The organism is Micromonospora salmantinae (genome assembly GCF_022230905.1).
Classification (GTDB): domain Bacteria; phylum Actinomycetota; class Actinomycetes; order Mycobacteriales; family Micromonosporaceae; genus Micromonospora; species Micromonospora salmantinae.
In genome coordinates this window covers 73,621-99,499 of the sequence record NZ_JAKKFG010000014.1, presented here as the reverse complement: position 1 = coordinate 99,499, position 25,879 = coordinate 73,621, and the positions used below count along the sequence as shown (strand labels likewise).

The following is a 25,879-nucleotide window of genomic DNA, read 5'->3' as shown; positions in this document are numbered from 1 at the left end:
TCAGTTTCCCTTCGCGGCGCGGCCGAGGCGGATGGCCGCGATGAGGAAGAAGATCGCGCCGGGGATGGCGTAGCCGATCGCGTTGGTCAGCGCCGGGTTGTCCGCGGAGGCGGCCGCGACGAACGATCCGCCGGCGATGACGGAGATGCCACCGCTGATGATCATCGGCCATTGGCCACCCATCTTGCGGCGGGTGACGGCCACGATCAGCTGAACCAGTCCGGCCACGACCGCCCAGGCGCCCCAGACGCGCAGAACCGCAGGGATGCCGGACGCGCTGGCAACGCCCAGGCCCACCGCGGCGAGCAGGCTGATCGCGACGTTCACGTACAGCAGGGTGGGCGATCCGGTGGCCCGCGACGCTCGGACGTCGACGATGGCGGCGGCCACGTCGAACAGCGGGTAGAGCACCAGCAGCGCGGCGGTGAGGGGGTTGAGGTGCTTGGCGAGTGGGAACGTCACGGCAGCCCAGACGATTGCGAAGGCGAAGCGACCGAAGTACAACCGCCGCAGGGCAGCGGCCGTCGTCGAGATGCCGGGAACGGCAACGGTGGTCATGGTCATCCTCTCGGTGATTCCGGAGCGAAGGGACTCCCAGCGGGGGGCGAGCCACCGCTGGAAGGGGAAGGGCGGTGCTACTCGATGTTCGAGAACAGCCCCGTGATCTCGACCTGGGCGCCCTGGAGCCCACCGAAGACGGCACCGGCGGCGGGCGTCACTACTGCGGCAGCGGCGTCCTCGTAGCTGGCGAAGTACAGGTCGAGCGTCCGGTACGCGGGAGTGGGCGTGCCGTCCTCCTTCGGCCACACCTTGGCCGACTCGACCCGCTGAAGCTTCGGGAACGTCTGTGCGGCCCGGCGTACGTCGGCGTAGACCTTCTCGAACTCGTCCGGGTCGGCGGGGTTACCGATGACAATGGTGATCTTGGTGGGCACGGCGCTCTCCTTCAGGCACAGTCGTCCACCCCGAACTGCAGCAGGTGGAACGAACGTTCTGTCTGCAAAACCGTACCTGCTCAGCTTTCCGCCGTCAAGACCGACCGTTCTATCTAGTGGCCGCGATGGCGTTTGAACTCGCCGCCAGCCGGGGCAAAGAGGCACCGGTTCGACGCGAGCGCGCAGTCGTGCCTGGTCGGGCGGTTACGCGACGAAACGGGTTAGCGCGGCGACCGACCTCCGCGTCACGCCTCGGAGTCGCGATCTCCGGACGTCTCCCGTCCGATTGGCGAGGCGGAAACCTCCAGCGGCTGGCCCCACCTTCGCAGCGCGTCCAGGAGCGCGACCAGGGCCAGCACTCCGGCCACCACGCTCAGCCCGGCCATCGGCGTCCAACGGGCCAACAACGGTGTCAACAGCAGGAGGGCGGCCAAGCCGATGATCTGGGTTCGGGAGGCCTGGCCGAAGATCTCGTACTCCAGCCGCATCCGGGCGACGAGGAAGAGCATTGGACCGCCCACCACGAACAGCAGCCAACTGGGTCGAGGCTGCCCGAACGGATGATCGATCACCAGCTCGTATCCGACCGCCGTGACGAGCACGCTCAGCACAATCAACAGATGCGTCCGTTCCGACACCGCGCCCAGCCGGCCGGGCATACCCGCCCGATCGAACGCCTCGGTCAGCAGCAGACCGGCGCGGTGGAAGTAGATCCGCCAGAGCAGCGCGCTGGTGGCGAACGCGACCGCGAAGGCGGCTGCGCGCTCCGCCGAGTAGTCCGCGCCGCTGAAGACCACGCCGATAACCAGAATCGACTCACCGAGCGCGATGAGGACCATCTGCTGATAACGGTCCGCGAGATGGGTCCCCGCGATCCGCCACCGACCCACCTTCGAGACCCCGAGCCACGGCAGCGGCCAGCCCAATATCCAGGCGAGGTAGTCGACAGCGAGGGCGACAACCCACAGCGGCAGGCGGAGGTGATCCGGGCCCAACGCGCCGGCCAGCCACAGCGGGGCGCTCGCCAGAGCCCACACGACAAGCCGGAAGGGCACCAGCCGTCGCGGATGGCCACGCAGCGCGACGGCGACCACGAGCGGCCGCACCACCATCACCAAGAGGTACGCGACCGCGAACGGCAGTGCTCGCTCCTCCATGGCGCGGGGCAGCGTCACCGCCATGACCAGGCCGGCGAACATGGTGCCGACCACGACAGCCTGAATGATCGGCTGCTCCGGTTCGTACCGGCTGGTGATCCAGGCGGTGTGCGACCAGATCAACCAGAGCGCCAGAAAGAGCAGCAGGGTACGCCCGAACCCCGTGACGAGCGTCAAACCGGTGTCATCGCTCAAGCCGGCGAATCGTTGCGAGACCCGGGTGAGGGCCACAACGAAGGCCAGATCGAAGAACAGCTCCAGGAACGTCGCCCGACCCGAACTCCTTGGAGGGCGCAGCAGCTCGGCACCCCGCCCCGCCGCCATCGTCCGCCTCCGTCCGCCCCTCGCTACCAACGAGCCGGCCACCAGCGGAGTTGCGCCAACGCTCACGTGGTGTCTGGCGTGGCGCCCCACACGCTGCTGTCCGTGAGGCGCAGGTCGTGCGGCTGAGCGCGGATGACGAGCGCCGCCGGGAGGTTGCCTGCTCGATACCCTGCGTCTGTGCGCCGACCTCCACCTCATGACACAAACCGCTCGCATGGGACCCAGGTGCGCGGTGGATGAGGTGGATGAGGTGGAGGAGGTGTGGACGCACGCCGAGCTGGATGACCTGAACATCATCTGGAACCACGCCGCTGACTACGGCGCTGACGGCGAGGCTCCCGACGGCACTCCACCCGGGATCGTGCAGCTGTCGTATCTGCTACGTGTCTACAACTCAGTGATGGGTGGTGGCCTGGGCTTCGCTGTTGAGGTGAACGAGCCCTTCCGGCTGAGACGGGCCATGGACGCGATGCGGTACTTCGGTTTGGCGGAACTCGCCGAGCTGCTAACAGACGTCATCGAGCACGACCTGGACGGTGACCGCGCCGATTCCCCGGACGACGACCTGGAGACCCTCCTCGGCCCTCGAGGCGAGCCCCTAGCGACTGCGTTCAGAGCCAGAGCTGCTGACAGCCCCGCCGACTTCGGCCTGGAATGACGGCGGCGCGTCTGGCGTGACCGTGACGGGCGGGCGTTGACCGGTCATGGCACGAACGCGGAGGGCAGCCCGAGTTCGGCCCGGGCCACCTCGATGAAGCGGCGCTCCGTCTCCCACAGGGCGTCGAACCGATCCGCGGGCAACGCCTGGGCCTCGCTACCCGCTCGTGTGGCCGCCAGGAGCCGGGCCTGGCGCACCAGCTCCGACGAGCCGCTCACCACCTCGACATTGCCGGCCACCAGCCGAAGCGCGGTCTTGGTGCTCTCCAGCCGCTCCCGGTAGCGGCTTCCCTCGTCGTCGAAGAACGGCATGAGATCACCCGGATCACGCGGGCGCGGTACCGCTGTGATGCGCGCCGCCGGGTTGAGGACGTGGGCCACGTACTCCCGGACGGCGCTGATGAAGTCGGTGTACGCGTTCAGCCGGATGTCTCGCCACTGTCGATCCTGGTCGCGCCGCCACAGCCGATCCTGGGCCCGGACGGTGAGCCACCCACCGATCAGGACGGCCAGCATTGTCGTCGTCGCGGTGACACCCGCCTGGATCAGACTCACCGGCACCACCGTTCGCATCGGTCGGTGACTCACCCTACCGCCCGTTGTCACCCGTCCCGCCGAAGGAATCCGTGCCGTCCTCCGCTCGCCGCTTCCCAGGCCGTGGTGCAGGAATCAGTCACAAGATCGAACGGAACACGCAGACGTCGGTTTGATATAGATCTCAACCAATGTATTGTGGGAACGCTCCCAGACCGTGTCCACCACCCACCTGCTCGAGGAGCTGAACATGTCACGACGACGTCGTCGCCCGGCCGCCATGCTGGCCGGGTTGCTCGTTCTGGCCCTGGCTGCGTCTCTGTCGCCACCATCGCCGGTGGCCGGCACCGCCGCGGCCGGCCCATCCAAACCCCGTGCTGTGGCACTCGCTGAGCTGACCGTGGTCTCCGAACGGGTGGCTTTCGGTCTGCAGCGTCCGATCGCGATCACTGGCCTGCCGGACGGCCGGATGCTGATCGCGGAGAAGAACGGCACTGTCCGCGCCTACCACCCCGACACCGGCCTGGCCCCCGACCCGGTGATCGACCTGACCGCCCGGATCGACGCGTCGGACAACGAGCGCGGCCTTCTCGGCATCACTCCGGCGCCGAACTTCGCGCGGACCGGGATGCTCTACGTGGCCTACACGAGCCTGCCGGCCGGCGCGCTGACCCTGGCGCGAGTGCCCATCAACGCTCCTGATCGGGTGCAGGTGCTGCTCACCCAGGAGCACGCCGAGTACGGCAACCACAACGGCGGACAGGTGGCCTTCGGCCGCGACGGCTACCTCTACTGGTCCCTCGGCGACGGTGGCTTCGCGAACGACCCGTTCAAGAGCGGCCAGAACCTCGGCACCCTGCTCGGCAAGATTCTGCGAATCGACGTCAACCGCAGCTGCGGGGGAAAGCCCTACTGCGTGCCCTACGACAACCCGTTCGTCCGCACGGCGGGCGCGCGGCCGGAAATCTGGGTCTACGGGCTGCGCAACCCGTGGAAGTTCTCCATCGACCCGGCCGACAACTCGCTGTGGATCGGTGACGTCGGCCAGGGTCTGATCGAGGAGATCAACCACGTCCGCCCGTCGCAGCGTGGCGCGAACCTCGGCTGGTCCTGTCGAGAGGGCACGCCGGTCTTCGACGAGACGCAGTGCCGGCCGGGCGTGCGGCTCACCGACCCGATCGTCGAGTACGACCACTACATGACGGAGAACTGCTCCATCATCGGCGGCCTGGTGTACCGGGGGTCCGTCACCCCGGAGGCGCGGGGTACCTACATCGCTAGCGACTACTGCTCGACCCGCGCTTTCGCCGTGCGTCCCAAGTCCACGGGTGGCTACGAGTCCGCTGAGATCGGCACCTTCCCCACTCAGCCGACGGCGTTCGGCGCCGACGTGAACGGCGAGCTGTACGTGCTCAGTGACCTCCCGGGGTGGCTGAGCAAGGTGCGGTTCGAGCGGGTCCAGCCGACCCCCACCGGCGGGGCGACGATCCGCTGAACCTCGGGTGACACCCGCGCTACCTCTGGGGACGGCCGCGTTAGGCGGCCGTCCCCAGGCTCACTCCGATGCAGGCTCGGGCGCCTCTGTTGCGGGATCCACATCCCGGCTTTAGCCACCCGTCGAGGCAATCCACGATGAGCCTGATGGAACATCACTGGGCTCCGCCCCAGCAGTACTGTCCGGCACCAGCTCAAGCAGACGGCGCGACCGGGGACCGCAGGCCGAGCCACTGCTCGGCGTCCCAGGCGTGGAACCGCTCCACCTCCACGAACCCGAGCTTTGCCGCAAGGCGCATCGAGCCGACGTTGGCGGTTTGGGTGGCGAGCACCACCGGATCGCCGGGGAGGACCCCGTCGAGCCAGTCGAGTGCCGCCGCGCACGCCTCGGCGGCGTACCCGAATCCCCACGCCTGTGGCAGGAACAGGTAGCCGAGGTCGACCTTCCCCATGGCAGCCGGGCGATGGTGGCCCGTTGCTCTCCTGAGCAGGATCTGGCCGATCATCGCCCCGTCGAGATCAACGACGAAGCTCCCGGGCCACCGCTCGGGCACTCCGGGCATCTCGCGCTCAAGCTCTCCAGGCAGGCGCGGACCACCGAGGTAGGTGTTCACCTTTGGCGACGCCAGCAGCTCGATGAACGCAGCACGGTCCCGGGCCTCGGGCGCACGGAGCACGAGCCTCTCGGTCCTGATCGGAGCAGGCGGCCAATCGACCGCTCCCAGGTCTGCCATGCGCGTCATCGGTCGAGACTGGCACACCTGGGTCATGGAAACCCGACCCAGCCAGCCGGGTTGTCAATGTCAACAGTCACTCACGCGGCGCGGCCCGAAGGGCACAGCAGCCCCAGCGTCATCCCCTGGTGCGGTATGCGCTCGAGGCCCATGGCCGGCGACGGCGTCCGCGAGGGACGCAGTCAGGCTTCTGCTCCCGGTAACGTGCGGAAATGACAAGAAGCGAGCGAATCGCGGACCAGCTGGACCGGCACTGGCACAAGAACCTGCGGCCGCGGCTGCACGGTCTCGCCGATGAGGAGTACTTCTGGGAGCCGGTGCGTGGCTGCTGGAGCATCCGCCCACGTGGCACGTCGGCCGCACCGATGGCGGCGGGTTCGGGGGAATGGACGATGGACTTCGCGTCCCCAGATCCGGTGCCGTCGCCGGTGACCACGATTGCCTGGCGGCTGGCGCACATCATCGTCTCCTGCCTGGGCTACCGGGTCGGATGGCACTTCGGCGGCCAGGACGTCAACTCCCAGACGTTCGCCTACGCGGGGACCGCCGACGAGGCGCTGAAACAGCTCGACGAGATGTATGGGAGATGGAACGCGGGGGTCCGCGAACTCTCGGACGCCGACCTGGAGAATCCGCCCGCTGTGGGTCCCGAGCGGTTTCCCATGGAGGGCATCGTCCTGCACGTCAACAGGGAGCTGATCCATCACGGCGCCGAGGTCTCCCTGCTGCGCGACCTCTACCGCTGGCAGGACGGAGCCGCGCCGCGCCGTGTATGACTCTCGGTATCCGGCGACCACTTCGGAACCTGAGGGTGGTCCGCTGGTGGTCCGCCGGCACGGCCTGGTCGTGGTGGTGAACCACACGGGCCTCCGTCAGGCCGGCTCGCCGCCGATGCCGATCTCGTTGCCGTCCGGGTCGCGGAAGGTGGCCTTGCGGACGCCGTTGTCGTAGGTCTCGCGCCCGGCCGGCTCCAGGCCGCGCTCGGCGATCTGCGCGATGCGGGCGTCGAAGTCGCTGACGAAGACGGTGTGCATGGCGTGCCCGGCATGGTCGGGCCGCACCTCGATGAACACGTACCGGTGCTCGGCGAGTTCCCACACCGCCTCGGTGTCGTTCGGCAGGAACGACGGCGGGGCGCCGAGGAGTCGCTCGTACCAGGCCGCCGCGGCGGCGTAGTCGCTAACGGGGATGCCCGCGAACAGATCTACGGTCATGACTCCATGCTAAAGGCTCGTTCCCGGAGGATCAGAAAAATGACATCGCCCTGGTGCGGCACCCGACCTTAGGGCGATGCCGGCCCTCCGTTCGGCCCGTATCCGCCGCTGGCGCCCGAGCGGGGCGGCACCAGCCCTAACGGCCTCATAAGCTCCACGGGCTTCACTGATCAATCCCACGGAGGAACCCGGTAATGCCCAAGCAACTCGCCCGGCGCTGGCTTGCCGGGTTCGGGGTCGTAGGCGCGCTCATCGCCGTCTCCGCGATCCCCGCCTTCGCCGCCCCTGCCGCCGACGACCTCGATTTCTACGCCAGGGATGTGGTTGTCGCCCCCGGTGGTCCTGCTAAAGGATCGAACCTCTTTGCCCGTACCCGCACCAGCACCATGGAGTGGGGCGAATACACGGTCAAGGTGGACCGGAGCAAGGTCGCTGGCTTCGCCGACGTGAGGAACGACGGCAGTACTGACTCCTGTACCGAGTCTGGTGCGATCCTCACCTGCAAGGTGGTGGCTGAGGAAAACGACTACTACACGTACATGACCATGGTCAACCTGGTCGTGCGGGCGAAGAAGAGCGCCACGCCCGACCAGCAGGGCGATATCAAGTTCACCGTCACCGATGGCGACGGCGGTTCGGCCACCTACCACTCGAGCGTCAGCATCGGTGAGGGCGTGGATCTCGCCGGCATCGAGCAGGGGCTCCAGCTGACAGGCGTCCTCGGCGGCACGCTCGACGTCCCGCTCACAGTGGCGAACCGCGGCGAGAAAGCCGTCCACAGCGTGGTGCTGTTCTTCGAAGGCGGCTACGGTCTCGGCCCGTCGAAGCGGTACAAGAACTGCGAGTACAGCCCTGCCGACTCCTTCCGCCACGCCTTCGCCTGCCGGTTCCCCAACACCATCGCGCCGGGCGGCGCCGCACGGCTGGACTCCAGCTTCGGTTTCACAGTGCCGACCGACGATCCGGCCCCGAACGGACACACCGGCGTGGCGCACTGGTACACGCCGGCAGACTGGGAGGAGTCCCAGTCCTTCAACCCAGCGCGACTTGGGCAGCAGGGCACCGAGGGGGAGCTGAGGCTTGAGCCGGTTGGTCTACAAAGCAGGTCGCGGCAGACAGACGTCAACGACCAGAACGGCACTACGGTGATGAGACTCCAGGTCAGCGGTGACCAGGGGGCTGAGGTGGCGGCGCTCGGGACGCCGGCGACCGCGACCGGAAAGGTCGGCGCCACTGTGCCGTTGAAGGTCGGCTACGTCAACAACGGCCCGGCGGCTGTCAACGTTGACGGAGCCAAGGATCTGCGGGCCCGTACCGTACTCTCGCTGCCGACTGGCGTCACGGCCGTACGCGTTCCGATGACCTGCTCGAGCTACGGCGACTGGGTGCCTGGAAAGCTCGGCGCCAAGGAGTACCGCTGCGGCGAGAACAGACGCCTGGCGCAGGGCGAGAAAATCGAGTACGAGTTCGAGCTGCGCCTCGACGAGGCCGGCGCCCGGGCCGCCCAGGTGCGGCTGACCTTCGACACGGGCGTGGACCTCAACCCAGCCAACGACAGTGCGACGATCACCATCATCGCGAGCGCTGACGGTGGGAGCGAGAATCCCGGCGGGGATGACGGCCAGGGAGGCGGGGACACCGATGGCTCGCTGCCGATCACCGGTGCCAAGGCCGGCCTGACCGCCGGCATCGGTGGCGTACTGCTCGCCGCCGGCGCCGCGGGCTTCGTGGTGGCCCGCCGCCGCAAGACCCGCTTCGTCGCCTGACCTACCCGCTGCACCAACCGTGCCCCGTCGACCTCAGGTCGGCGGGGCACGGGTTCGCTCTCATGACCTGACGTGACTCCGCACGGTCGTCGTCCTGGCGCTCAGGAGCACCTGGGCCCTGAGGTCGTGCGGCCTGCCGCAGCAGTTAGTGACCTCGGTCCGGGCGGAGGAAGCACGACAGCAGTTGCCTGAACTCCTGCGGGTGCTCGATCGACGGCACGTGCCCGCATCGGCCGAACACGTGCAGACGGACGTCGGCCAAGTGGTCGAGCAAGGGCTGGGCTGCCGTCTCAGGCGGGGTGACCCGGTCCTCGGCGCCGTGAACGAGCAGCACGGGCGCGCGCACCGCTGCCAGCGTTTGCGCCGAGAGCGTGAGCTCGTCGACCCATCGTGCCCTGGGCGGCGGGAACAACGACGCGAATGCGGCCTCCCCCGCTCGCATCGCGGCTGCACGGGCCTCGACGGCCGAATCGGTCACGAGAGCCTGGTCGAGAACGAGGCGACTCAGCATGTCCCGTGCCCCGATCGGGCCGGCGGGGGCGGCCCAGACCGCGTCGAGTTCGGCGGACAGCGGCGCCCCCGGGGCGCCCATCGTCGAGACCGCCACGACACGGGTGACCTGCTGGGGGCGCGCGGCCGCCAACGCCAGCGCCACAGCACCGCCCATCGAGTGACCCACCACGGCGTAGTGCTCAATACCGAGAGCATCCATCAGGCCCGCGGCCTGCTCCGTCCACAGCCGGAGCCCACCCCTGGCGCCCGCCGGGATGGGTGTACGGCCGAACCCCGCCTGGTCAGGAGCCACCAGGTGCCAGGACGCGCCCAGCGCCTGCGCCGTCGTCGCCCAGGCGCCGGACCCGGTCGTGCCGGGTCCGGAGCCGTGCAGCATCAGCACCGCGGGCCCCGTGCCGCTCTCCAGGACGTGGACGGGGGAACCGTCGACTGTGACGGTCCGAAGTGCCGTCACCGGGGCAGGCCAGGTGTGCTCATGCCGATGCGGGGTCGACAGACTTCGAAAAGAGCTCCATCATCGCCCTGCCGAATTGCGGCATGTCGGGCCACCCCCGGCAGGAGACGAGATTGCCGTCCACGACGTCGGGAGCGTCGATGACCGTCGCGCCCGCGTTCTCCATGTCACCGGTGATCGGGGGGAAGCACGCCGTCTTTCGACCCTTCAGCAGCCCGTACACCGCTGGCACCTGCGCGCCGTGGCACACCAGCGCGATGGGAAGGTTGCGCGCGAAGAAGTGCTCGGTGATGCGCCTGACGTCGGCGTCGACGCGGATCCACTCGGGGGCGCGTCCCCCAGGAATGATGAGGGCGTCATAGCGCTCGACGTCGACCTGCGCCCATGGCACGTCGACCGGCAGCTTGCGGCCGTTCTTCTCGACGTAGGCGTCGGAGTTGGGGTCGAACTCGTGGATGACCAGTTGCACGTCGCGCATCGTCCGTGACGAGACGTCGACGTCCCAGCCGCCCTCCTGCACGCGGTAGTAGGGATACATGGTGTCGAGCTCCTCGGCGGCGTCGCCGGTCAGGAGCAGCGCTCTGGGCACCTGCTTCTCCTCGCATCTGGGGGCGGGTGAGGTGGATCCAATCCGATCCGATCAGGATTGAGTCAGCATTCCTGGGCACAGCGCGCCCGTCAAGCCTCTACCGCCATTGCGCCCGCGCCTTCGATCTCGTCGAACAACCGTCGAAAACGCTCGCCGGACCGCAGGATGTGCCGACGCATCGCGTAGGCGGCGGCGTCGGGGTCACGCGCGGCGATCGCGGCGACAACTTCCTCGTGCTCGGCCATGGCGAGGTGGGTGACCTGGGTGTCGTGGTGCAGCCGGAAGAGGTGCACGTGGCTGTGCAGGCGAGCGAGCGCTTCACGGATGACCTGGTTCTCCGCGCTCAGGGCGACGAGATCGTGAAAGGCGGCGTCGCGTAGCCCGAAGGCGCCATAGGCCATGGGCCCGTTGCCCCCCTCCAGCTCCGCCATCTCCTCCAGCATCCGTCGCAGACCGGCCACCTGCTCCGAGGATGCGCGTTCAGCGGATTTGCGCGCCGCCGCCGGCTCGAGGAGCAGGCGGACCTCGAGCATGTCCTCGAATCGGTGGCGGGTTATTTGAGGGGGAATGCGGTAGCCAGCATGGGGTACGCGCACGACCAGGCCCTCGGCCTCCATGCGGTTCAGAGCGTCTCGGATCGGCGTCTGCGAGACCCCCAACTCCCGAGCCAGGACGTCGATCGTGACGCGGGAGCCAGGCTCGATCCGTAACGACATCAGCTGTTCGAGCAGCGTGTCGTACACCTCGTCGGCAAGCCGGCCGCCAGATTTTCCCGGCAGCGTTGCGCCCGTCACGGCCCTGCGGCCCCGCGCGATCATCGCTTCGTCGTCCATCGTGACGTGAGGTCCCTTCTTGCACCTTCGGGAATCTGTTGACATCAGTCACAAGGCTGCGACATGCTGACGCCCCAACTCGATCGTATAGGAAAAGTGCCGGATGCTCGCCGTCCGGCACGATCGCGGAACCGCCCGCGATCGCTCCACTTCGATCACCTGGAGCTCCCATGAGCGTGCTCGAGCCGGTCCGCGGGTCGGCCCCCGCGCCAGCCCGGCGACACGCCTGAACAACCCAGCAACTGCTCGGCGAAGCACATAGCGAGGTTCTAGAAGTCCCCACCGAGAAAGCAGGCTTGAAATGCGCCATCCGAAGCGAATAGGAAGAATGTCCGCTCCCGGCCGAAAGGTACGGCTGGCGTCGGCGGCCATGCTGCTGGTGGCCACGACCATGACGGCTTGCGGCGAGGGCAAGGACGACGGCGAGAAGGCGAGCGCCCCCAAGGCGCCGGCGACCATCCCGGAGCTCACCAAGGATCCGCTGACCCTCAGCTTCATCTGGTTCGACTGGCCGCCCGCCAAGGCACTGGAAGCCTTCGCGAACGCGGAGTACAAGAAGGAACGGCCGAACGCGACCATCAAGGTCAACACCGTGCCGAACGCGAACTGGCACGACGCGATGTTCACCCAGTTCGCGGCGCGCAAGACCGACTTCGACATCGCGATCCTGGACTCGCAACACATCGGCGAGGCCGTGACGAACGGCAACATCCTCGACCTCACCGACTTCGTCAAGGAGAACATCGACGTCGCGGCCTACAACCCGTACCTCCTGGCGGCCTACGGCCAGTTCCCCCAGGCGGAGACCGGCAAGCGCGACGAGAACGCCAGTCTGTACGGACTGCCGCTGCTCGGCGACACCTGGACGATGATCTACCGCAAGGACCTGATCGGCGACAAGCCGCCGCAGACCTGGGACCAAATGATCGCAGCCGCCGAGAAGTGCCAGGCGGACAACCCTGGCGTCAGCGGGCTGGCTTTCCACCAGGCCAACGGCTCCGACGCCGCGGCCGTCACCTACAACACTGTCAACGGCGTCTACGGCGGCAACCTCTGGGACTCCAAGACGCGCAAGATCGATGGCGTCATCAACGACGCAGCGGGCCAGGAGGCGATGGACGTCCTGGTCAACAAGATGAAGCCGCTGACCGCCAAGGGCTCCGGCAACTGGTTCATCGACGAGGTGAACGCGGCTGTCGCCCAGGGCAAGGCCTGCATCGCGTTCAACTGGATCGCCGCGAGCGGCGGCCTGCTCGATCCGAAGCAGTCGACGCTCGGCACCAGCCGGGAGCAGATCCTCGACAAGCTGGGTTTTGCCACCCTGCCGAGCCAGAAGACGAACCTGGTCCCTCTCGGCGGTATGGGGATGCACGTGTCGGCCTACTCCGCCACGGCGAACCAGACCGAGGCCCTGAACTTCATGAAGTGGTTCGAGCGGGCTGACATCCAGAAGAAGTGGGCCGCGGCCGGTGGCGTGCCATCGCGTACGGACGCCCTGGAGTCGCCCGAGTTCCTCAATGCCGGGCCGTTCAACCAGGTGTACACTGACTCGGTTCCGCGGATGCGGGACATGTGGAACGTGCCCGAGTACGCGCGCCTCGTCGACATCGAGAACACCAACGTGAACGCGGCTCTCAACGGCGCGAAGAAGCCGAAGGATGCGCTCGACGACATCGCCAAGGAGCAGCAGGGCGTTCTCGACTCGAGCAGCCGCAAGGGTGGCGGCGGACTGTGAGTGACCCCGTCCCTCTGACGACCGACGATCCCGGGCAGGTGGCGTCCGCGACGCCACCTGCCCGGGGCAGGTCCCCTCGGCTGGGCGACCGGGGGCTCGCCGTGGCCTTCATCTCCCCCGCGATGCTGCTGTTGCTCGCCATGTCGGTGTTTCCGTTGCTGTGGGCGTTGTACCTGTCTTTCACGGACTACTCGGCCACCCGCGGGGGGCCCGCCAATTTCATCGGATTCGGGAACTACACCGCCATCCTGACGTCGGCGCAGGTCCACACGAGGGCTCTGACGACGTTGATCTACGTGGTCGGCGCGGTCGGCCTGCAGACAGTGCTCGGATTCGGTATCGCCTACCTGATCTCACGGCGCACACATGGGCGAGGAGTGCTGACCACTCTGTTCCTGGTTCCGATGATGCTGTCGCCGGTCGTGGTCGGGCTGTTCTGGCGATTCATGCTCGACGCGCAGTTCGGCGTGGTCAACAGCATGCTCGGCTCGGTCGGCCTGGGGCAGGTGGAGTGGCTCACCCGGCAGCGAACGGCACTGCTCTCCCTGATCGTGGTCGACACCTGGCAGTGGACGCCGTTCATCATGCTCATCGCGCTCGCGGGCCTCACCGCGGTTCCCAAGTACCTCTACGAGGCCGCCTCGATCGACCGAGCGTCCGAATGGTTCCGGTTCCGCACCATCACGCTTCCGCTGGTATGGCCGCTGCTTCTCATTGCCGTGATGTTCAGGGCCATCGAGGCGTTCCGGCTGTTCGACCTCGTCTACATCCTCACCAACGGAGGCCCGGGTGTCTCCACCGAGACGTTGTCGTTCCACATCTACAAGGTCGCGTTCCTGGGCTTCAACACCGGAACCGCTTCGGCGTACGGGATTCTCATGGTCCTCGTCGTCATCGTCCTCACGCAGTTCTACCTGCGCTACCTGAACAAGCTCAAGGAGGGCTGATGGCCGTCTCCGTCGACGAGGCCGTGTCCACAGGTCCTACCCGGGACCACACGCCCCCCGCGCGCCGCCTGGGCGGTCGAGGCCGCTCGGTGCTGGAGGTCGCGCTGCTGACCGTGCTGGCCGTCGTGATGCTCTTTCCGGTGCTGTGGATGATCGAGACGTCCATCAAGGAGAACCGGGACGTCTACGCCATCCCGGCCAAGTTCTTCGACTTCAAGATAACTCTGGAGCATTACAAGGACGTGTTCGTCGACCCCGACGGCGGTCGCTCGGCCTTGTCCGTCGCGTTCCTCAACTCCGTCGTGGTAGCCGGGGTCTCCACGGTGCTGGCCACCGTGCTGGGGGTCCCGGCGGCCTGGGCCTACTCACGCTTCGCCGTGAAGGCCAAGAAGGACCAACTGTTCTTCATCCTGTCCACGCGCTTCATGCCGCCCGTGGTGGTCGTGGTCCCGATCTTCCTCATGTACCGCCAGGTCGGGCTCATCGACAACAAGCTCGGCCTGATCCTCATCTACACCGCGTTCAACGTCCCGTTCACGATCTGGATGATGAAGGGGTTCGTCGACGAGGTGCCCGCCGAGTACGAGGATGCCGCCATGCTCGACGGCTACACCCGTTTGCAGGCGTTCCGGCTCTTCACCCTTCCCCTGCTCGTGCCCGGCATCGCCGCGACGGCGGTCTTCGCACTCATCTTCTCGTGGAACGAGTTCGTGTTCGCCACCTTCCTCACCTCCAGCGACGACGTCCGGACGGCCCCGCCCGCCATCGCCGGTCTCATCGGCGGCACCACTACGGACTGGGGCCTCGTGGCCGCGGCCTCCGTGGTGTTCGCCCTACCGGTGCTGGTCTTCGCGTACCTGGTGCGCAAGCACCTCATCGCCGGCGTGACGCTCGGGGCGGTGCGACGCTGATGGCGGGCATCGAGGTGACCGCCCTGCACAAGCGCTACCCGGACGGGACGGTCGCGGTTGAGCACGTGGACCTGTCCATCGGCCACGGCGAGTTGTTCGTGATGCTCGGCCCCTCGGGTTGCGGCAAGACGACCACGCTGCGGGCCATAGCCGGCCTGGAGAGGCAGACGACGGGCGACATCCGCATCGGCGACACGCTGGTCAACGACCTGCCGCCCGCCGAGCGCGACATCGCCATGGTGTTCCAGTTCTACGCCCTCTACCCGCATCTGAAGACCCGCGACAACCTGGCGTTCCCGCTGCGGGCAGAGGGACTGCCCAAGCCCGAGGTGCACGAGCGGGTCACCGAGGCCGCCCGGCTGATGCGGCTTGGTCCGCTCCTGGACCGGCGACCGCGTCAGCTGTCCGGCGGGGAACAGCAGCGCGTCGCGCTCGCTCGCGCCCTGGTGCGACGACCGCGCGCCTTCCTCATGGACGAGCCTCTCACCAATCTGGACGCGGAGCTGAGGGCGGACATGCGCACGGAGATCAAGCACCTGCAGGGGGAACTGGGGGCGACGATGGTCTACGTCACCCACGACCAGGTCGAGGCGATGTCGCTCGGTCACCGAATCGCCATCCTCAACAAGGGCCGCGTCGAGCAGATCGGCACGCCGCTGGAGGTCTACGACCGCCCGGCGAGTCTCTTCTGCGCCGCTTTCATCGGCTCCCCGCCGATGAACCTCATCGAGGTGGAAGTGGCTGACGGGAAGCTGCGCGGTCAGGGCGGGCTGGCCCTCGCGCCACCGCCGGGCCTGCCGCGCGACCGTCGCCTGATCGCAGGCGTCCGGCCGGAAGCGCTGGAAGTCACCGAAGCAGGGGCGGAACGTTCGGTCCCGGCCCGCGTGGTCTCGGCGGAGTGGCTGGGCGACGAGATCATCTACGTGGTCGACCACGGCGGCCAGCGCGACGTACGGGTTCGGATGCCACCGACTGTCCGTTTCGCCGCTGACGCAACGGTCGGGCTACGGCACACCGGCGGGACGCCGGCGGTCTACGACGTGCGCACGGAAGAGCTGGTGGCCTGATGGGAACCGTTGCCGCGCACGGGCTGCGCAAGTCCTTCGGAAAAGTCCAGGCCCTCGACGGGGTGACGCTGGACGTGCCGGACGGCTCGTTCTTCGTCGTGCTCGGGCCCTCCGGGGCGGGCAAGACGACGACCCTGCGAGCGATAGCCGGCCTTGACAAGCTTGACGCCGGGTCGGTGCATCTGGACGGCAGGGACGCGACCGGTGACACCCCGGCCGCACGCGACCTGGCCATGGTCTTCCAGAGCTACGCGCTCTACCCGCGACACACGGTGTACGAGAACATCGCGTCGCCGCTGCGGGCACGCCGCTGCTCTTCGGGCGAGATCGCCACTGCCGTGGAGCAGATGTCGAGCCTGTTGCACATCGAACGTCTGCTGCAGCGTCGTCCCGCGCAGTTGTCGGGCGGTGAGATGCAGCGCGTCGCCCTCGCCCGGGCGCTGGTCCGTCGCCCGCGCGCGTTTCTCATGGACGAGCCGCTGACGAACCTTGACCTCAAGCTCCGCGTCGAGATGCGCACCGAACTCACCCGCATCCACCGCAGCCTCGGAGCGACCTTCGTCTACGTGACAAACGACCAGGTCGAGGCCCTGTCCATGGCCGACCAGGTCGCAGTCCTCAAGGAGGGGAAGGTGCAACAGGTCGGGACGCCGACCGAGGTGTACGAGCGTCCCGCCAACCAGTGGGTCGCAGGATTCGTCGGGAGCCCCCCGATCAGCCTGCTCGCCTGCCACACCGAGGGAGATCGTCTGGTCGGTGCGGCAGGCTGGACGCTGCCGCGGCCCCGCTGGACCACGGCTGAGGACGGTCGTGAGCTGCTGCTGGGCCTGCGGGCGGAGGACCTCTCCGTCGAGCAGCGTGGGAACGCGTCGTTGTCGGGTGAGCTCTACGGGCTTGAGCCGCTCGGTGACCGAACGGTGGTCGACGTCCGAGTGGGGACGGAGATCCTCAAGGTCAAGGCACGACCCACCGTCACCGGTACGCCGGGCGAGCGGCTGCTCGTCACTGTCGATCTGGATCGTGCGCACCTGTTCGATGCGGGCACCGGGCTGTCGCTGTCCGAGGCGGGGCGGTAACGGCGCCCGGCGGCGACGGCGACATGCGCCAGCACATGGCAATCGAGCCTCGGCGGACCGTCACCAGTGCCAACGGCCTGACGACGCGGGGACGGCCGTGGCCCGCGAAGGCGATCGGCGGCGCGGGGCGTCGCCCCGCAGACCGGGCCGAGGCCACATTCGACCCGCCCGGCAACCTCGCCCCCCGACGAGGGCGTGTGACCCGTCCGTCTCCGCGCGCAGCGCGACCGCTGAGGCACGCCGGACATCACGAAGAAGATCACAGGAGGCGACGCGATGAGTGACCCGATGAACGTGCTGGCCCCCGAGCATCGGCGGCTGCGGATCGGCGACGCCTGGCGCGACGCCGCAAGCGGAGCCACCTTTGCCGTCGAGGACCCGGCCACCGGCAAGACCATCGCCGGGGTGGCGGACGCCGATGTCGTTGACGGGCTCGCCGCCCTGGACGCGGCGAGCACGGCGATGGCGCAGTGGGCGGCGACCCCGCCGCGGAAACGGTCAGAGTTGTTGACCGCGACGTACCGGGCACTGACCGAGCGATCCGAGGAGGTCGCCCGGCTGATCACGCTCGAGATGGGCAAGCCGCTCGCCGAGGCTCGTGGAGAGGTGGCCTACGGCGCCGAGTTCTTCCGTTGGTTCGCCGAGGAGGCGGTGCGCGTCGAGGGGCGCTACAGCACCGCTCCCTCAGGTGGATACCGCATCCTCACCGTGCCGAAGCCGGTCGGACCGTGCGTCTTCGTGACGCCCTGGAACTTTCCGTTGGCCATGGGTGCCCGCAAGATCGCTCCTGCGCTGGCCGCGGGCTGTACGACGATCACCAAGCCAGCAGGCCAGACGCCACTCACCATGCTGTTCCTGGCCCGCATCATGGAGGAGGTCGGCGTTCCCCCGGGCGTCGTCAACGTGGTGACCACCAAGCGTTCCGGCGAGGTCATCTCCGCACTGCTGGCCGACGGTCGGACCCGCAAGCTCTCGTTCACCGGGTCGACCGAGGTCGGGCGCGTACTGCTACGACAGGCTGCGGACAACGTGCTGCGCACGTCCATGGAACTGGGCGGCAACGCGGCCCTGATCGTGTGTGCCGACGCTGACCTGGACGTCGCGCTCGACGGTGCCATGGTGGCCAAGATGCGCAACATCGGGGAGTCCTGCATCGCGGCCAACCGGATCTACGTCGAGGAGCCCGTACGCGAGGAGTTCGCGGCGCGCTTCGCCGAGCGGATGGGCGCGCTGTCGATGGGCCATGGTCTCGACGACGGCGTGAACGTCGGGGCGTTGATCGACGACGCCTCGGTCACCAAGATCGACGAACTGGTCGCCGACGCGGTCGATCGCGGCGCCCGGGTCCTGGTGGGCGGCGAGCGTCCGGACGGGCCGGGCCACTTCTACCCGCCCACCGTTCTCGTCGACGTGCCCGAAGACGCGCGGATGCTGAAGGCGGAGATCTTCGGCCCGGTGGCGCCGATCATCTCGTTCACGTCCGACGACGAGGTGATGGCGAAGGCCAACGACACCGAGCACGGCCTGGCCGGATACGTCTTCACCCGTGACCTCCAGCGGGCGCTCCGGTTCGCCGAGGGGCTGGACACGGGGATGCTCGGCATCAACCGTGGTCTGATATCGGATCCGTCAGCTCCGTTCGGAGGCGTGAAGCAGTCCGGGATCGGCAAGGAGGGGTCGCACGAGGGCATCCTCGAATACCTCGACCTCACCTACGTGGCGATCGACCTACCGTGACGGGCCTGCTGCTCCGGGCGCCCGCCGAGCATCACCGCGCCACCAGGGCGGCCAACCTTGCCGACGCCGTCCCGGTCTCGCAGGTGACCTGGACGTCCGCCCAGCACATCGCCGACGTTCCGGAGAGGCACCGACATGCTTGAGACCGTCCGTGGACCACGCCAGTTGATAGTGGGCGAAGGGGTCGCGCAGAACATCCCACGAGTGGTGGCCGAGAGCGGCTCGCGAGTCCTCATCGTGACCGACCAGGTTCTTCTGGGGCAGCCGGGCGTGGCCGAGATCGTGGCCGCCGTCCGGGAGAAAGTCAAGGTCGTCGAGGTGTTCTCCGACGCGACTCCGGACGTGCCACTCTCCGATGTCGCAGTGGCCGTCTCGGCCGCCGCCGAGGTGGACGCCGACGTGATCCTCGCCATCGGGGGCGGCACGGTGATCGACCTCGCCAAAATCGTCGGCGTCATCCGGCGCCACGGTGGGAGCCCGCGCGACTTCTACGGCGAGTCGAGGGTGCCGGGGCCGACGCTTCCCCTCGTCGCGGTCCCGACGACGTCAGGCACCGGCTCCGAGCTCACACCCGTCTCGGTGTTGACCGACCCGGACCGCGAGCTGAAGGTGGGGGTTTCCAGCGTCCACATCGTGCCCGACTTCGCCATCGTCGACCCCGAACTCACCTACACCTGCCCCGCGACCGTCACCGCCCACTCCGGCATCGACGCGTTCTGTCACGCGGTGGAGAGCTACACCGCGCGACCCCGGGCCCACGGACCGCGCGACCCGGTGGAGCAGGTGTTCCTCGGCCGCAACCCGATCACCGACCACTACGCGCTCCGGGCCGCGGAGCGAATCGCCCGTAGTTTGCGTCGTGCTGTCACTGACGGAGGCGACACGGACGCGCGCGCGGACATGTCCTACGGGTCCATGCTCGCCGGGCTCGCCTTTTCCCACGCGGGCAACGCGGCCCCGCACGCTCTCCAGTACCCGATCGGCGCAGCCACGCACACGCCGCACGGCCTGGGCGTCGGGCTGCTACTGCCCTACGCGCTGGACGCGGCCAGGGATGCCATCGGCGACCGGTTGGCCATCCTCGCCCGGGTGTGCGGGCTCGACGTGACCGACGCCTCGGATGCCGAGGCCGCCGACACGTTCCTCACCTGGCTCGACGGGCTCCTTGCCGACATCGGCATCCCTCGCACCTTGGCGGACATCGGCGTGGCACGCGCCGACCTCCCGCGCTTCGCGGAAATGGCCAGTGGGGTCACCCGCCTGATCCAGAACCATCCAGGCCCGACCGACACCGCCAGCCTGACCGCGATCCTCGAAGCGGCCTGGACCGGGGACCGGACCCGACACGCCCTGACTCCGAGCAGCGACAGTGACCGGCCTTTCACATGACGACGGCTGAGCCGAGCATTCCGACGCCCAGGGTGCGTGCCCTGCCTGGCAGTCGGTTCACCGCTCCGGATCGGCCGGGAGCCGATGCCGGCGGATCAGCCGCTGCCCGATGAAGGTTCGCCAGACCCGGTCCGCGACAGTCGGTTCGACGATCCAGAGCCGACGCTGGGCCTCGGCGAGGGTGAGCGGCGCGCGGAAGAGATCCAGGAACAGCCGGCTGCTGCGGTTGAGTGCGAACACCTGGCCGTCGACCCGGCGGAACAGGTGCCGGTCCGCCGGCAGGTCGCCGGGGACGCCTTCCTGCTCGTCGGATCGGATTCGCCGGTATGCGTCCCAGACCTGCTCGTCGTCGCGATCCACGAAGGCGCCGTTGGCGAGGAACTCGGTCTGGTCGTCGGTGTCGTGGCGTACCCGGTCGTGGGCGAGGAGGCCGCGTACCGCGGTGCCGTACCGGTCGTGGTAGAAGAACGTGTGCGGGGTGTCGGTGGCGCCCAGCCACGGACGGTGGTAGTGCCCGGGGTTCAGTCCAGCCTTTGCCTGGGCGACCTCGGCCTGCGCCGCCGCGGTGACCGGCTCGTCGTACTTGAGCATCCGGACGATGTCCGATCCCTCCACCGGCCGCACGTTGGTGATGCCGAACCGGTCCGGCTCCTTGGCGACGATGGCGCCCGGCGTCAGCATGAAGTCGCCGAGCCCGCCGAGGGTCCACAGGTCCGGGTTGTCACGCAGGAAATTGACGCTGTCCAGTGCCTCTTCGCGGGTCTCGGTGGGGAAACCAGTGAAGCCCATCATCTGCACACCAATGTTCGCCTTGGTCATCGCCATCATGGTGCGTCGTGCCTGCTCCGGCTTCGTGCCCTTGTCGATCAGATCGAGGACGCGCTGGTTACCGGACTCGAAGCCGACTGAGATGGCCACGCAGCCGCTGCGCCTCAGTAAGTCGCAGCGCTCGTCCGACCAGTACTTCTCCAGCCGGATCTCGGCACCCCAGCGGAAGTCCAGCCCTCGCTCGACGACCTGCTCGGCGAAGCGCAGGATGGTCGCGGGAGCGAGCACATCGACCGAGAAGTAGATGAACTTGGCGAACTTCGACAGTTCGGTGACATCCGCGATCATGGTGCTCACCGTGTCCTGCCGCCATGGGCTGGTGGGACCGTCGGTGTTCAGTCCGTAGTCGCAGAACGTGCACTTGTTCCAGTAGCAGCCTCGGGTCGGCGAATAGTAGACGAACCGCTCCGGGCTGAGGTAGAGGTCCCAGGGCAGGCCGGAGAAGTCCGGGACCGGCACCTGCGCCAGGCGTTCATAGCGCAGGGGCAGTTGACGCTGGCGGCCGTACTTGGGGTGCAGCCGGACGTTGGGGTGCCCGGCTGGCAGCGTGCCCGCCGCCACCGCGTCCAGGATCTCGGTGTAGGCGCTTTCCCCCTCCCCGACCACGATCGCGTCGAAGTCGGCCAGCACCTGGAAGACGTACTCGGGTTTGCTGGCGCACTTCCAGACGTCGGAGATCTCCGTGCCACCCGCGATGAGGAAGACGTCCGGGCAGGCCTGCCGGACGAGTCGGGCGATCCAGAGCGCGAACGGCAGCTGCCACTGGTAGGTGGCGCTGATGCCGATCACCTGGTGCCCGCCAGCGGCCAGCCGTGGGATCAGCACGTCCTCGTAGTACGGCAGGAAGGGTCGGTTGAGCCGAGCGAGCAGCGCTTCGTCCGTCAGCGCGGCCACCGAGCCGATCGAGATCATCGGCGGTGGGTGGAGCCGGAAGCCGGCGTGGAACTGCCCGGGGAACCCGACCGTGCCGAGCGCGTCCATCCAGGAGATGACGCCCTCGACGGCGTCCTGGTAGTGCCGGTAGTCGTAGAACAGGGTCGGATCCTGCAGCACCCCGATCGACCGGCGCAGCCGCTCCGGATCGGGGTCGGGCAGGCCGAGCTGGTTCGCCCGGGCCATCAGCGCGTCCGGGCCGCTGAGGTTGTCGATCGAGAGCCGGGACAGCTCCCGCCGAAGCCAGTCGTACGCCGACGGGGTGTACGAGTGGTGGAACGCCTCGATGTTGGCGTCGATGATCTCCGCCGGCTGGTGTCCCTGTGCCCGGGCGTACGAATCGAGGTAGTTCAGGGAGTGGTATCCCGAGGTGGGATCGGTCAGCGGGGGGTAGATCAGTGCTGCCTTCACCGTGCCGCTCATCGACTCCTCCTCAGCCGACCCGGGCCGCGGAACCGGCCAGGGTGTCCTGCGTGCGCGTGCCCACCGCGGGCAGTCGCGGGCCACCGAACGCCTTGATGTACGCGACCAACGGTTCGGCGGCGTACCGGAACGCCGCAAGGTCGACGAAGCCCCGGTCCCACGCCGCCGCTTCCAGCCCGTCGGCGGCGCAGCCCCACAGCCTCGCGAAGCACGCGTCGACGATCTCGGTGCGGAAGTGCAGCCGAGCACCCGGTCGGCGATGCCCCTTCGTACGCGGGACGAGCGTCTCGTTCAGCGACGCCGCGGTCGCCGCGACCTGCCGTGCCGCGGTGAGTAACGCGGGGGTACGCAACGGCGGCGCGACCATCCACAGAGCCAGGCTGCGGTGTGGCGTGGTGCCGAACGCCCGCACCAACACCCGCAGCACCGCCTCGCGGTCGTCGAGACCCCGTTCCCGGTCGGTCAGCCAGTCCCACCCGCTCGGCGGCGCACCGGTCAGCCCTCGCCGGTGGGCCACCTCACCGGCGCGCTCCTCGACCATCGGGTCGTCGATGTCGACCTCTGCCAGCCCGGCCAGCACCCCTCGCCGGTGCCAGGTCGCCGACTCGGGATGCAGCAGCATCAGCACCGCGGCGGCCTCCCGGTCGCTGACCCAGTGCCCGCCGACCGACTCGCCGGCGAACCGGGCGCGCCAGCTGTCGAGAAAGCGGGTGTGCAGGTTGTCGAGCGGCTGGTCGCCGGCGTGCGCCGGGCACAGCTCGGGCGCGTTGTCCGCCGCCATCGACAGCAGCATCCGCGCGTCGGCGCCCTTGGCGTCGCAGGGGTCGCGCCGGTGCCAGGTCAGGAACCGGCCCACCACGGCCGCCGCCTCGGGTGGCGCGCTGCGCTCCAGCGCCTGGTACGACCGCCGCCGGAAGGGCAGGTCCCGGCCGATGTCCAGCAGCAGCACCGCCTCGGCGTCGCTGAGTACGCCGGCTGCGACGGCGCGGCGCAGCGCGACCCGGATGTTCACCAGCGGGACGCTCAGGGCGCGGTGGCCTTCCTCGGCGGGCCCGTGCACGACGGCCACCTCGTCGTCGCCCGTGACGACCCCGTCGCGGTAGAGCCGGAACACCTCGCCCACACCCCGCATCCCGAACGGCCACAGCTCGGCGGCGCGCAGTGCGCCCATGCTGGCGGCGCCGGCCACGGTCACGCCACGGTCGAGCAGGTCGAGGATCTCCCGGTGGCGGACCGGCGGGTGTTGCAGGAAGAACCCGTCGATGACGAGGACCCGGTCGCCGGGGGCAACGTCCAGGCGGAGCAGGTCGCCGTGCGCGACGGGCGGCAGCACCACCGCGTCGGGCAGCAGCCGACCGACCTCGTCGGCGGGGAGGCTCGGACCGATGAAGACGACGTCAGTCACGGGGCACTCCTGGTCGGGTACTCAGGGCCCGCTCGTCGAACATCCGCAGGCCGGGGGCGAACACCTTGCTCACCGCAATGCCGATGTCGTCGTGCGTCAGGTCGACGCTGAACGGCTCGACGCCGGTGACCCGTTGCACCCGCGCCGCCAGCTCGCGCAGCACCTGGGTCACGTCCCCCACGGGTGGCGCATCCCGGCGGACCGGCCGGACGGGCCGGTCGACTGTGGGCGGCGGCACCGGCGGTGCGCCGACATCGTGGTAGGCGGTGGCGTCGATGTCGTCACGGGCTCCGGAGACCATGACCAGCCGCGATTGCGCTGCCTCCGCCATGGCCCGACCGACGGCGATCTCCGGGTCCACGTGGCAGCCGAAGCCGCCGAAGGTGACCGGCAGGTCCTCCGACCAGATCGAGGCGGCGTAGCAGGGCACGCCGACCGCGTTGGTGATGTCGCAGACCTCCACCCAGCAACCGGCCGCCACCAGCGCCTCGTGCACCGCGCGGGTCATCACGTTGGTGACGGTGCCCGGGTCGGCGTAGGTGCGCTCGGCCAACGGTGAGGTGCAGTACGGGGCGATGCAGTCGCGCTCGACGACCTCCAGCAAAGCGTGCAGGCTGGCCTCGGCGAAGGTGTTCCCGGTGGCCAGCCCGTTGCTGCTGGGGGTGAACAGGGCGCGGTCCCAGCCCCGCCGGATGGTGAAGTCGAGTTCGATGGTGGCGCGGGGCACCAGGCAGTCCGCACCGGTCACCAGCCCTCGGCCAGCCACCCAGTCGAGCTCGACGGCGGGGGTCAGGGGTGACCGTTCCGCCAGGTGCAGCCACCGGACGTCGTAGGGCAGGTCGAGCGCCTCGGCCGGGGACCGGACGACGGTCCCCGGCCGGAGGTTCTCGGCATGCCAGGACTCGATGCTCTCCATGACCGCGCTGACCCGGGCCTGCGTCGCCGTGGCGCCGGTGCCGACGCTCACCGCCATGGTGGCTCCCACCGGCCGGTAGGCGACGTGCACCGGTAGGCCGATCTCGTCGAGCCGGGTTATGTCGGCGACCCGGGTGATCCGGAACCGGTCGAGCAGGCCCCCGATCCGCTCCCAGGTCTGCTCCACGGTGGCCGTCCGGTAGGTGCCGGATCGGAACGCGATGGTCTCGGTCGTGTCAGTCATCGAGGCTCCCGGCGAGGGGTGGGGAACTCAGAGGATGAGGACGGCGATGATGTTGACGTTGTTGTCGGCGATCGGGGCCACGCCGCCGGCGACCGTCTCCAACTCGGCCTCGGTCAGCTCGTTGAGGTCGACCAGCGGCACCTCGGGCACGTGCAGCACGTGCAGGCCGGGCGTGCCAGCCCAGTCGGCGACGACCTGGTCCTTGGTGTAGAGCGTGGCGGGCTGGGCGCGGTCGACCTCGACCCGGGAGCCGGCGGCGACCGGCAGGCCGGCCGCCGTCGCGTAGCCGGTCGGGTCGGCGAGCAGGCGCTGCAGTTCCTCGTCGCTGCGCCACACTGCGGTGACCAGTTCCGAGTACTTCGTCACGAACCTCGCGCCATATTCCTGTTCGTCGTTGCTCATCGTTCGGTCCTTTCCTCGGGTCGCTGCAAGACGGGGGGTGATCGCCGTGGCGAGAACGCTACGAAAATCGAGCTTCGACAATCAATGATTCGCTGTGACTGCCATCAGAATCTGCCGCGCCAGCTCATGCGCGGCAGACTTCGGTGTCAGGTGCAGCAGCACGGGCAGCAGCAGGCACAGCTGGGGTCTAGGCCGGCGACGACGCTGTCCAGTTCGTCCTCGGCCAACTCCGCCTGAGCCACCGGCAGCAGCGACGGCACGAAGAGCACGAAGGTGCCGCTGGTGCCCGCCTGCTGCCAGGACTCGACCTGCACCTCCAGATCCGGATCGGCGTCGGCGACGTCCCGGACCACCCGGACCTGCACATCCTCGGACAGTTGGAGCCCGTAGCCGGCGAGGAACCCCCGCGGGTCCCGGTCGAGCGCCTGCTCCTTGACCGGGTCGGCCCAGACGTCGGCGACCAGCCGGCTGTACGCGGCCACGAAGACCGCTCGATCGACAGGTGTCACACCCTGCTCCCTTCGATGGTCGGCCGCCGGAGGCGGCGACAGGCAGCGCGGGAGGTTCCGGGCCGCCGGTTTCACTTCATCGTGGGTCACCGGTGGATCCGGTCCGCCCGGAGAGCGGGAATTTCATCGAATGTGGCCGCGAAAAGGTCGCGCT

The 25,879-nt window shown here is 68.6% G+C and carries 25 protein-coding genes; 11 read left to right on the top strand and 14 right to left on the bottom strand.

The window, feature by feature from the left end:
* The 3 genes from PSH03_RS13595 to PSH03_RS13585 all read right to left on the bottom strand — a co-directional run bounded on the left by PSH03_RS13595 (position 1) and on the right by PSH03_RS13585 (position 2,416).
* Positions 1-558: a hypothetical protein gene (locus PSH03_RS13595; RefSeq protein ID WP_210781241.1), complete on the bottom strand. Its 558-nt coding sequence runs from the start codon at positions 556-558 to the stop codon at positions 1-3.
* A gap of 77 nt (positions 559-635) precedes the next feature.
* The gene (locus tag PSH03_RS13590) at positions 636-935 is read right to left on the bottom strand and encodes an EthD domain-containing protein (RefSeq protein ID WP_238689326.1); all 300 of its coding nucleotides are present in this window, start codon (positions 933-935) and stop codon (positions 636-638) included.
* Positions 936-1,180: 245 nt separating this feature from the next.
* A complete protein-coding gene (locus PSH03_RS13585) occupies positions 1,181-2,416 on the bottom strand; it encodes a low temperature requirement protein A (protein ID WP_238689325.1) in 1,236 nt (411 codons plus the stop codon).
* A 232-nt stretch (positions 2,417-2,648) separates the two neighbouring features.
* Here PSH03_RS13585 and PSH03_RS13580 point away from each other — a divergent pair, with 232 nt between their 5' ends.
* Positions 2,649-3,074, top strand: coding sequence for a hypothetical protein (locus PSH03_RS13580; protein ID WP_238689324.1), 426 nt, complete (start codon positions 2,649-2,651; stop codon positions 3,072-3,074).
* 44 nt (positions 3,075-3,118) lie between these two features.
* Here PSH03_RS13580 and PSH03_RS13575 read toward each other — a convergent pair whose 3' ends face one another.
* Positions 3,119-3,646 carry a hypothetical protein gene (locus PSH03_RS13575; protein ID WP_238689323.1) on the bottom strand — a complete coding sequence of 176 codons (528 nt, stop codon included), beginning with the start codon at positions 3,644-3,646 and terminating at the stop codon, positions 3,119-3,121.
* A gap of 211 nt (positions 3,647-3,857) precedes the next feature.
* Between PSH03_RS13575 and PSH03_RS13570 the strand changes: the two genes are divergently transcribed.
* Positions 3,858-5,102: a PQQ-dependent sugar dehydrogenase gene (locus PSH03_RS13570; protein ID WP_238689322.1), complete on the top strand. Its 1,245-nt coding sequence runs from the start codon at positions 3,858-3,860 to the stop codon at positions 5,100-5,102.
* Positions 5,103-5,295: 193 nt separating this feature from the next.
* On the opposite strand, the gene PSH03_RS13565 is transcribed toward PSH03_RS13570, so the two are convergent.
* Positions 5,296-5,844, bottom strand: a complete 549-nt coding sequence (locus PSH03_RS13565) for a GNAT family N-acetyltransferase (RefSeq protein WP_238689321.1) — start codon at positions 5,842-5,844, stop codon at positions 5,296-5,298.
* 203 nt (positions 5,845-6,047) lie between these two features.
* On the opposite strand from PSH03_RS13565, the gene PSH03_RS13560 reads away from it, so the two are divergent.
* Positions 6,048-6,611 (top strand): DinB family protein, encoded by a 564-nt coding sequence (locus tag PSH03_RS13560; protein ID WP_210781250.1) that lies wholly within the window; start codon positions 6,048-6,050, stop codon positions 6,609-6,611.
* Between the two features lie 96 nt (positions 6,612-6,707).
* Here PSH03_RS13560 and PSH03_RS13555 read toward each other — a convergent pair whose 3' ends face one another.
* Positions 6,708-7,049, bottom strand: coding sequence for a VOC family protein (locus PSH03_RS13555; protein WP_238689320.1), 342 nt, complete (start codon positions 7,047-7,049; stop codon positions 6,708-6,710).
* A 194-nt stretch (positions 7,050-7,243) separates the two neighbouring features.
* Between PSH03_RS13555 and PSH03_RS13550 the strand changes: the two genes are divergently transcribed.
* The gene (locus PSH03_RS13550; RefSeq protein ID WP_238689319.1) at positions 7,244-8,815 is read left to right on the top strand and encodes an LPXTG cell wall anchor domain-containing protein; all 1,572 of its coding nucleotides are present in this window, start codon (positions 7,244-7,246) and stop codon (positions 8,813-8,815) included.
* A 145-nt stretch (positions 8,816-8,960) separates the two neighbouring features.
* Here the strand turns inward: PSH03_RS13550 and PSH03_RS13545 are convergent, their stop codons facing one another.
* From PSH03_RS13545 to PSH03_RS13535, 3 genes are all read right to left on the bottom strand, one after another.
* Positions 8,961-9,704 carry an alpha/beta fold hydrolase gene (locus PSH03_RS13545; protein ID WP_238689409.1) on the bottom strand — a complete coding sequence of 248 codons (744 nt, stop codon included), beginning with the start codon at positions 9,702-9,704 and terminating at the stop codon, positions 8,961-8,963.
* Between the two features lie 97 nt (positions 9,705-9,801).
* Positions 9,802-10,371, bottom strand: coding sequence for a DJ-1/PfpI family protein (locus PSH03_RS13540; protein WP_210781253.1), 570 nt, complete (start codon positions 10,369-10,371; stop codon positions 9,802-9,804).
* An 89-nt stretch (positions 10,372-10,460) separates the two neighbouring features.
* Positions 10,461-11,204, bottom strand: coding sequence for a GntR family transcriptional regulator (locus tag PSH03_RS13535; protein WP_238689318.1), 744 nt, complete (start codon positions 11,202-11,204; stop codon positions 10,461-10,463).
* Positions 11,205-11,574: 370 nt separating this feature from the next.
* Between PSH03_RS13535 and PSH03_RS13530 the strand changes: the two genes are divergently transcribed.
* The 7 genes from PSH03_RS13530 to PSH03_RS13500 all read left to right on the top strand — a co-directional run bounded on the left by PSH03_RS13530 (position 11,575) and on the right by PSH03_RS13500 (position 20,066).
* Positions 11,575-12,939, top strand: a complete 1,365-nt coding sequence (locus PSH03_RS13530; RefSeq protein ID WP_238689317.1) for an extracellular solute-binding protein — start codon at positions 11,575-11,577, stop codon at positions 12,937-12,939.
* Positions 12,936-13,886, top strand: a complete 951-nt coding sequence (locus tag PSH03_RS13525; RefSeq protein ID WP_238689316.1) for a carbohydrate ABC transporter permease — start codon at positions 12,936-12,938, stop codon at positions 13,884-13,886. The genes PSH03_RS13530 and PSH03_RS13525 overlap by 4 nt, the downstream gene beginning before the upstream one ends.
* Positions 13,886-14,797, top strand: coding sequence for a carbohydrate ABC transporter permease (locus PSH03_RS13520; RefSeq protein WP_210781256.1), 912 nt, complete (start codon positions 13,886-13,888; stop codon positions 14,795-14,797). The genes PSH03_RS13525 and PSH03_RS13520 overlap by 1 nt, the downstream gene beginning before the upstream one ends.
* Complete coding sequence (locus tag PSH03_RS13515; protein ID WP_238689315.1) at positions 14,797-15,864, top strand: ABC transporter ATP-binding protein; 1,068 nt, start codon at positions 14,797-14,799, stop codon at positions 15,862-15,864. The genes PSH03_RS13520 and PSH03_RS13515 overlap by 1 nt, the downstream gene beginning before the upstream one ends.
* Positions 15,864-16,940, top strand: a complete 1,077-nt coding sequence (locus PSH03_RS13510; protein WP_238689314.1) for an ABC transporter ATP-binding protein — start codon at positions 15,864-15,866, stop codon at positions 16,938-16,940. Before PSH03_RS13515 ends, PSH03_RS13510 begins: the two co-directional genes overlap by 1 nt.
* 276 nt (positions 16,941-17,216) lie before the next feature.
* A complete protein-coding gene (locus PSH03_RS13505) occupies positions 17,217-18,677 on the top strand; it encodes an NAD-dependent succinate-semialdehyde dehydrogenase (RefSeq protein WP_238689313.1) in 1,461 nt (486 codons plus the stop codon).
* A 135-nt stretch (positions 18,678-18,812) separates the two neighbouring features.
* Positions 18,813-20,066: an iron-containing alcohol dehydrogenase gene (locus tag PSH03_RS13500; RefSeq protein WP_238689312.1), complete on the top strand. Its 1,254-nt coding sequence runs from the start codon at positions 18,813-18,815 to the stop codon at positions 20,064-20,066.
* Positions 20,067-20,123: 57 nt separating this feature from the next.
* Here the strand turns inward: PSH03_RS13500 and PSH03_RS13495 are convergent, their stop codons facing one another.
* From PSH03_RS13495 to PSH03_RS13475, 5 genes are all read right to left on the bottom strand, one after another.
* Positions 20,124-22,250 (bottom strand): B12-binding domain-containing radical SAM protein, encoded by a 2,127-nt coding sequence (locus PSH03_RS13495; RefSeq protein ID WP_238689311.1) that lies wholly within the window; start codon positions 22,248-22,250, stop codon positions 20,124-20,126.
* Between the two features lie 10 nt (positions 22,251-22,260).
* On the bottom strand, positions 22,261-23,655 hold the full coding sequence (locus PSH03_RS13490; RefSeq protein ID WP_238689310.1) for a TfuA-like protein: 1,395 nt from the start codon (positions 23,653-23,655) through the stop codon (positions 22,261-22,263).
* Entirely contained in the window at positions 23,648-24,814 is a 1,167-nt protein-coding gene (locus PSH03_RS13485) for a YcaO-like family protein (RefSeq protein ID WP_210781263.1), read from the bottom strand. The genes PSH03_RS13490 and PSH03_RS13485 overlap by 8 nt, the downstream gene beginning before the upstream one ends.
* A 27-nt stretch (positions 24,815-24,841) precedes the next feature.
* On the bottom strand, positions 24,842-25,216 hold the full coding sequence (locus PSH03_RS13480; RefSeq protein WP_210781264.1) for a class IIb bacteriocin, lactobin A/cerein 7B family: 375 nt from the start codon (positions 25,214-25,216) through the stop codon (positions 24,842-24,844).
* A gap of 146 nt (positions 25,217-25,362) precedes the next feature.
* Positions 25,363-25,725 carry a hypothetical protein gene (locus tag PSH03_RS13475; protein WP_210781265.1) on the bottom strand — a complete coding sequence of 121 codons (363 nt, stop codon included), beginning with the start codon at positions 25,723-25,725 and terminating at the stop codon, positions 25,363-25,365.
* Positions 25,726-25,879 lie beyond the last annotated feature (154 nt).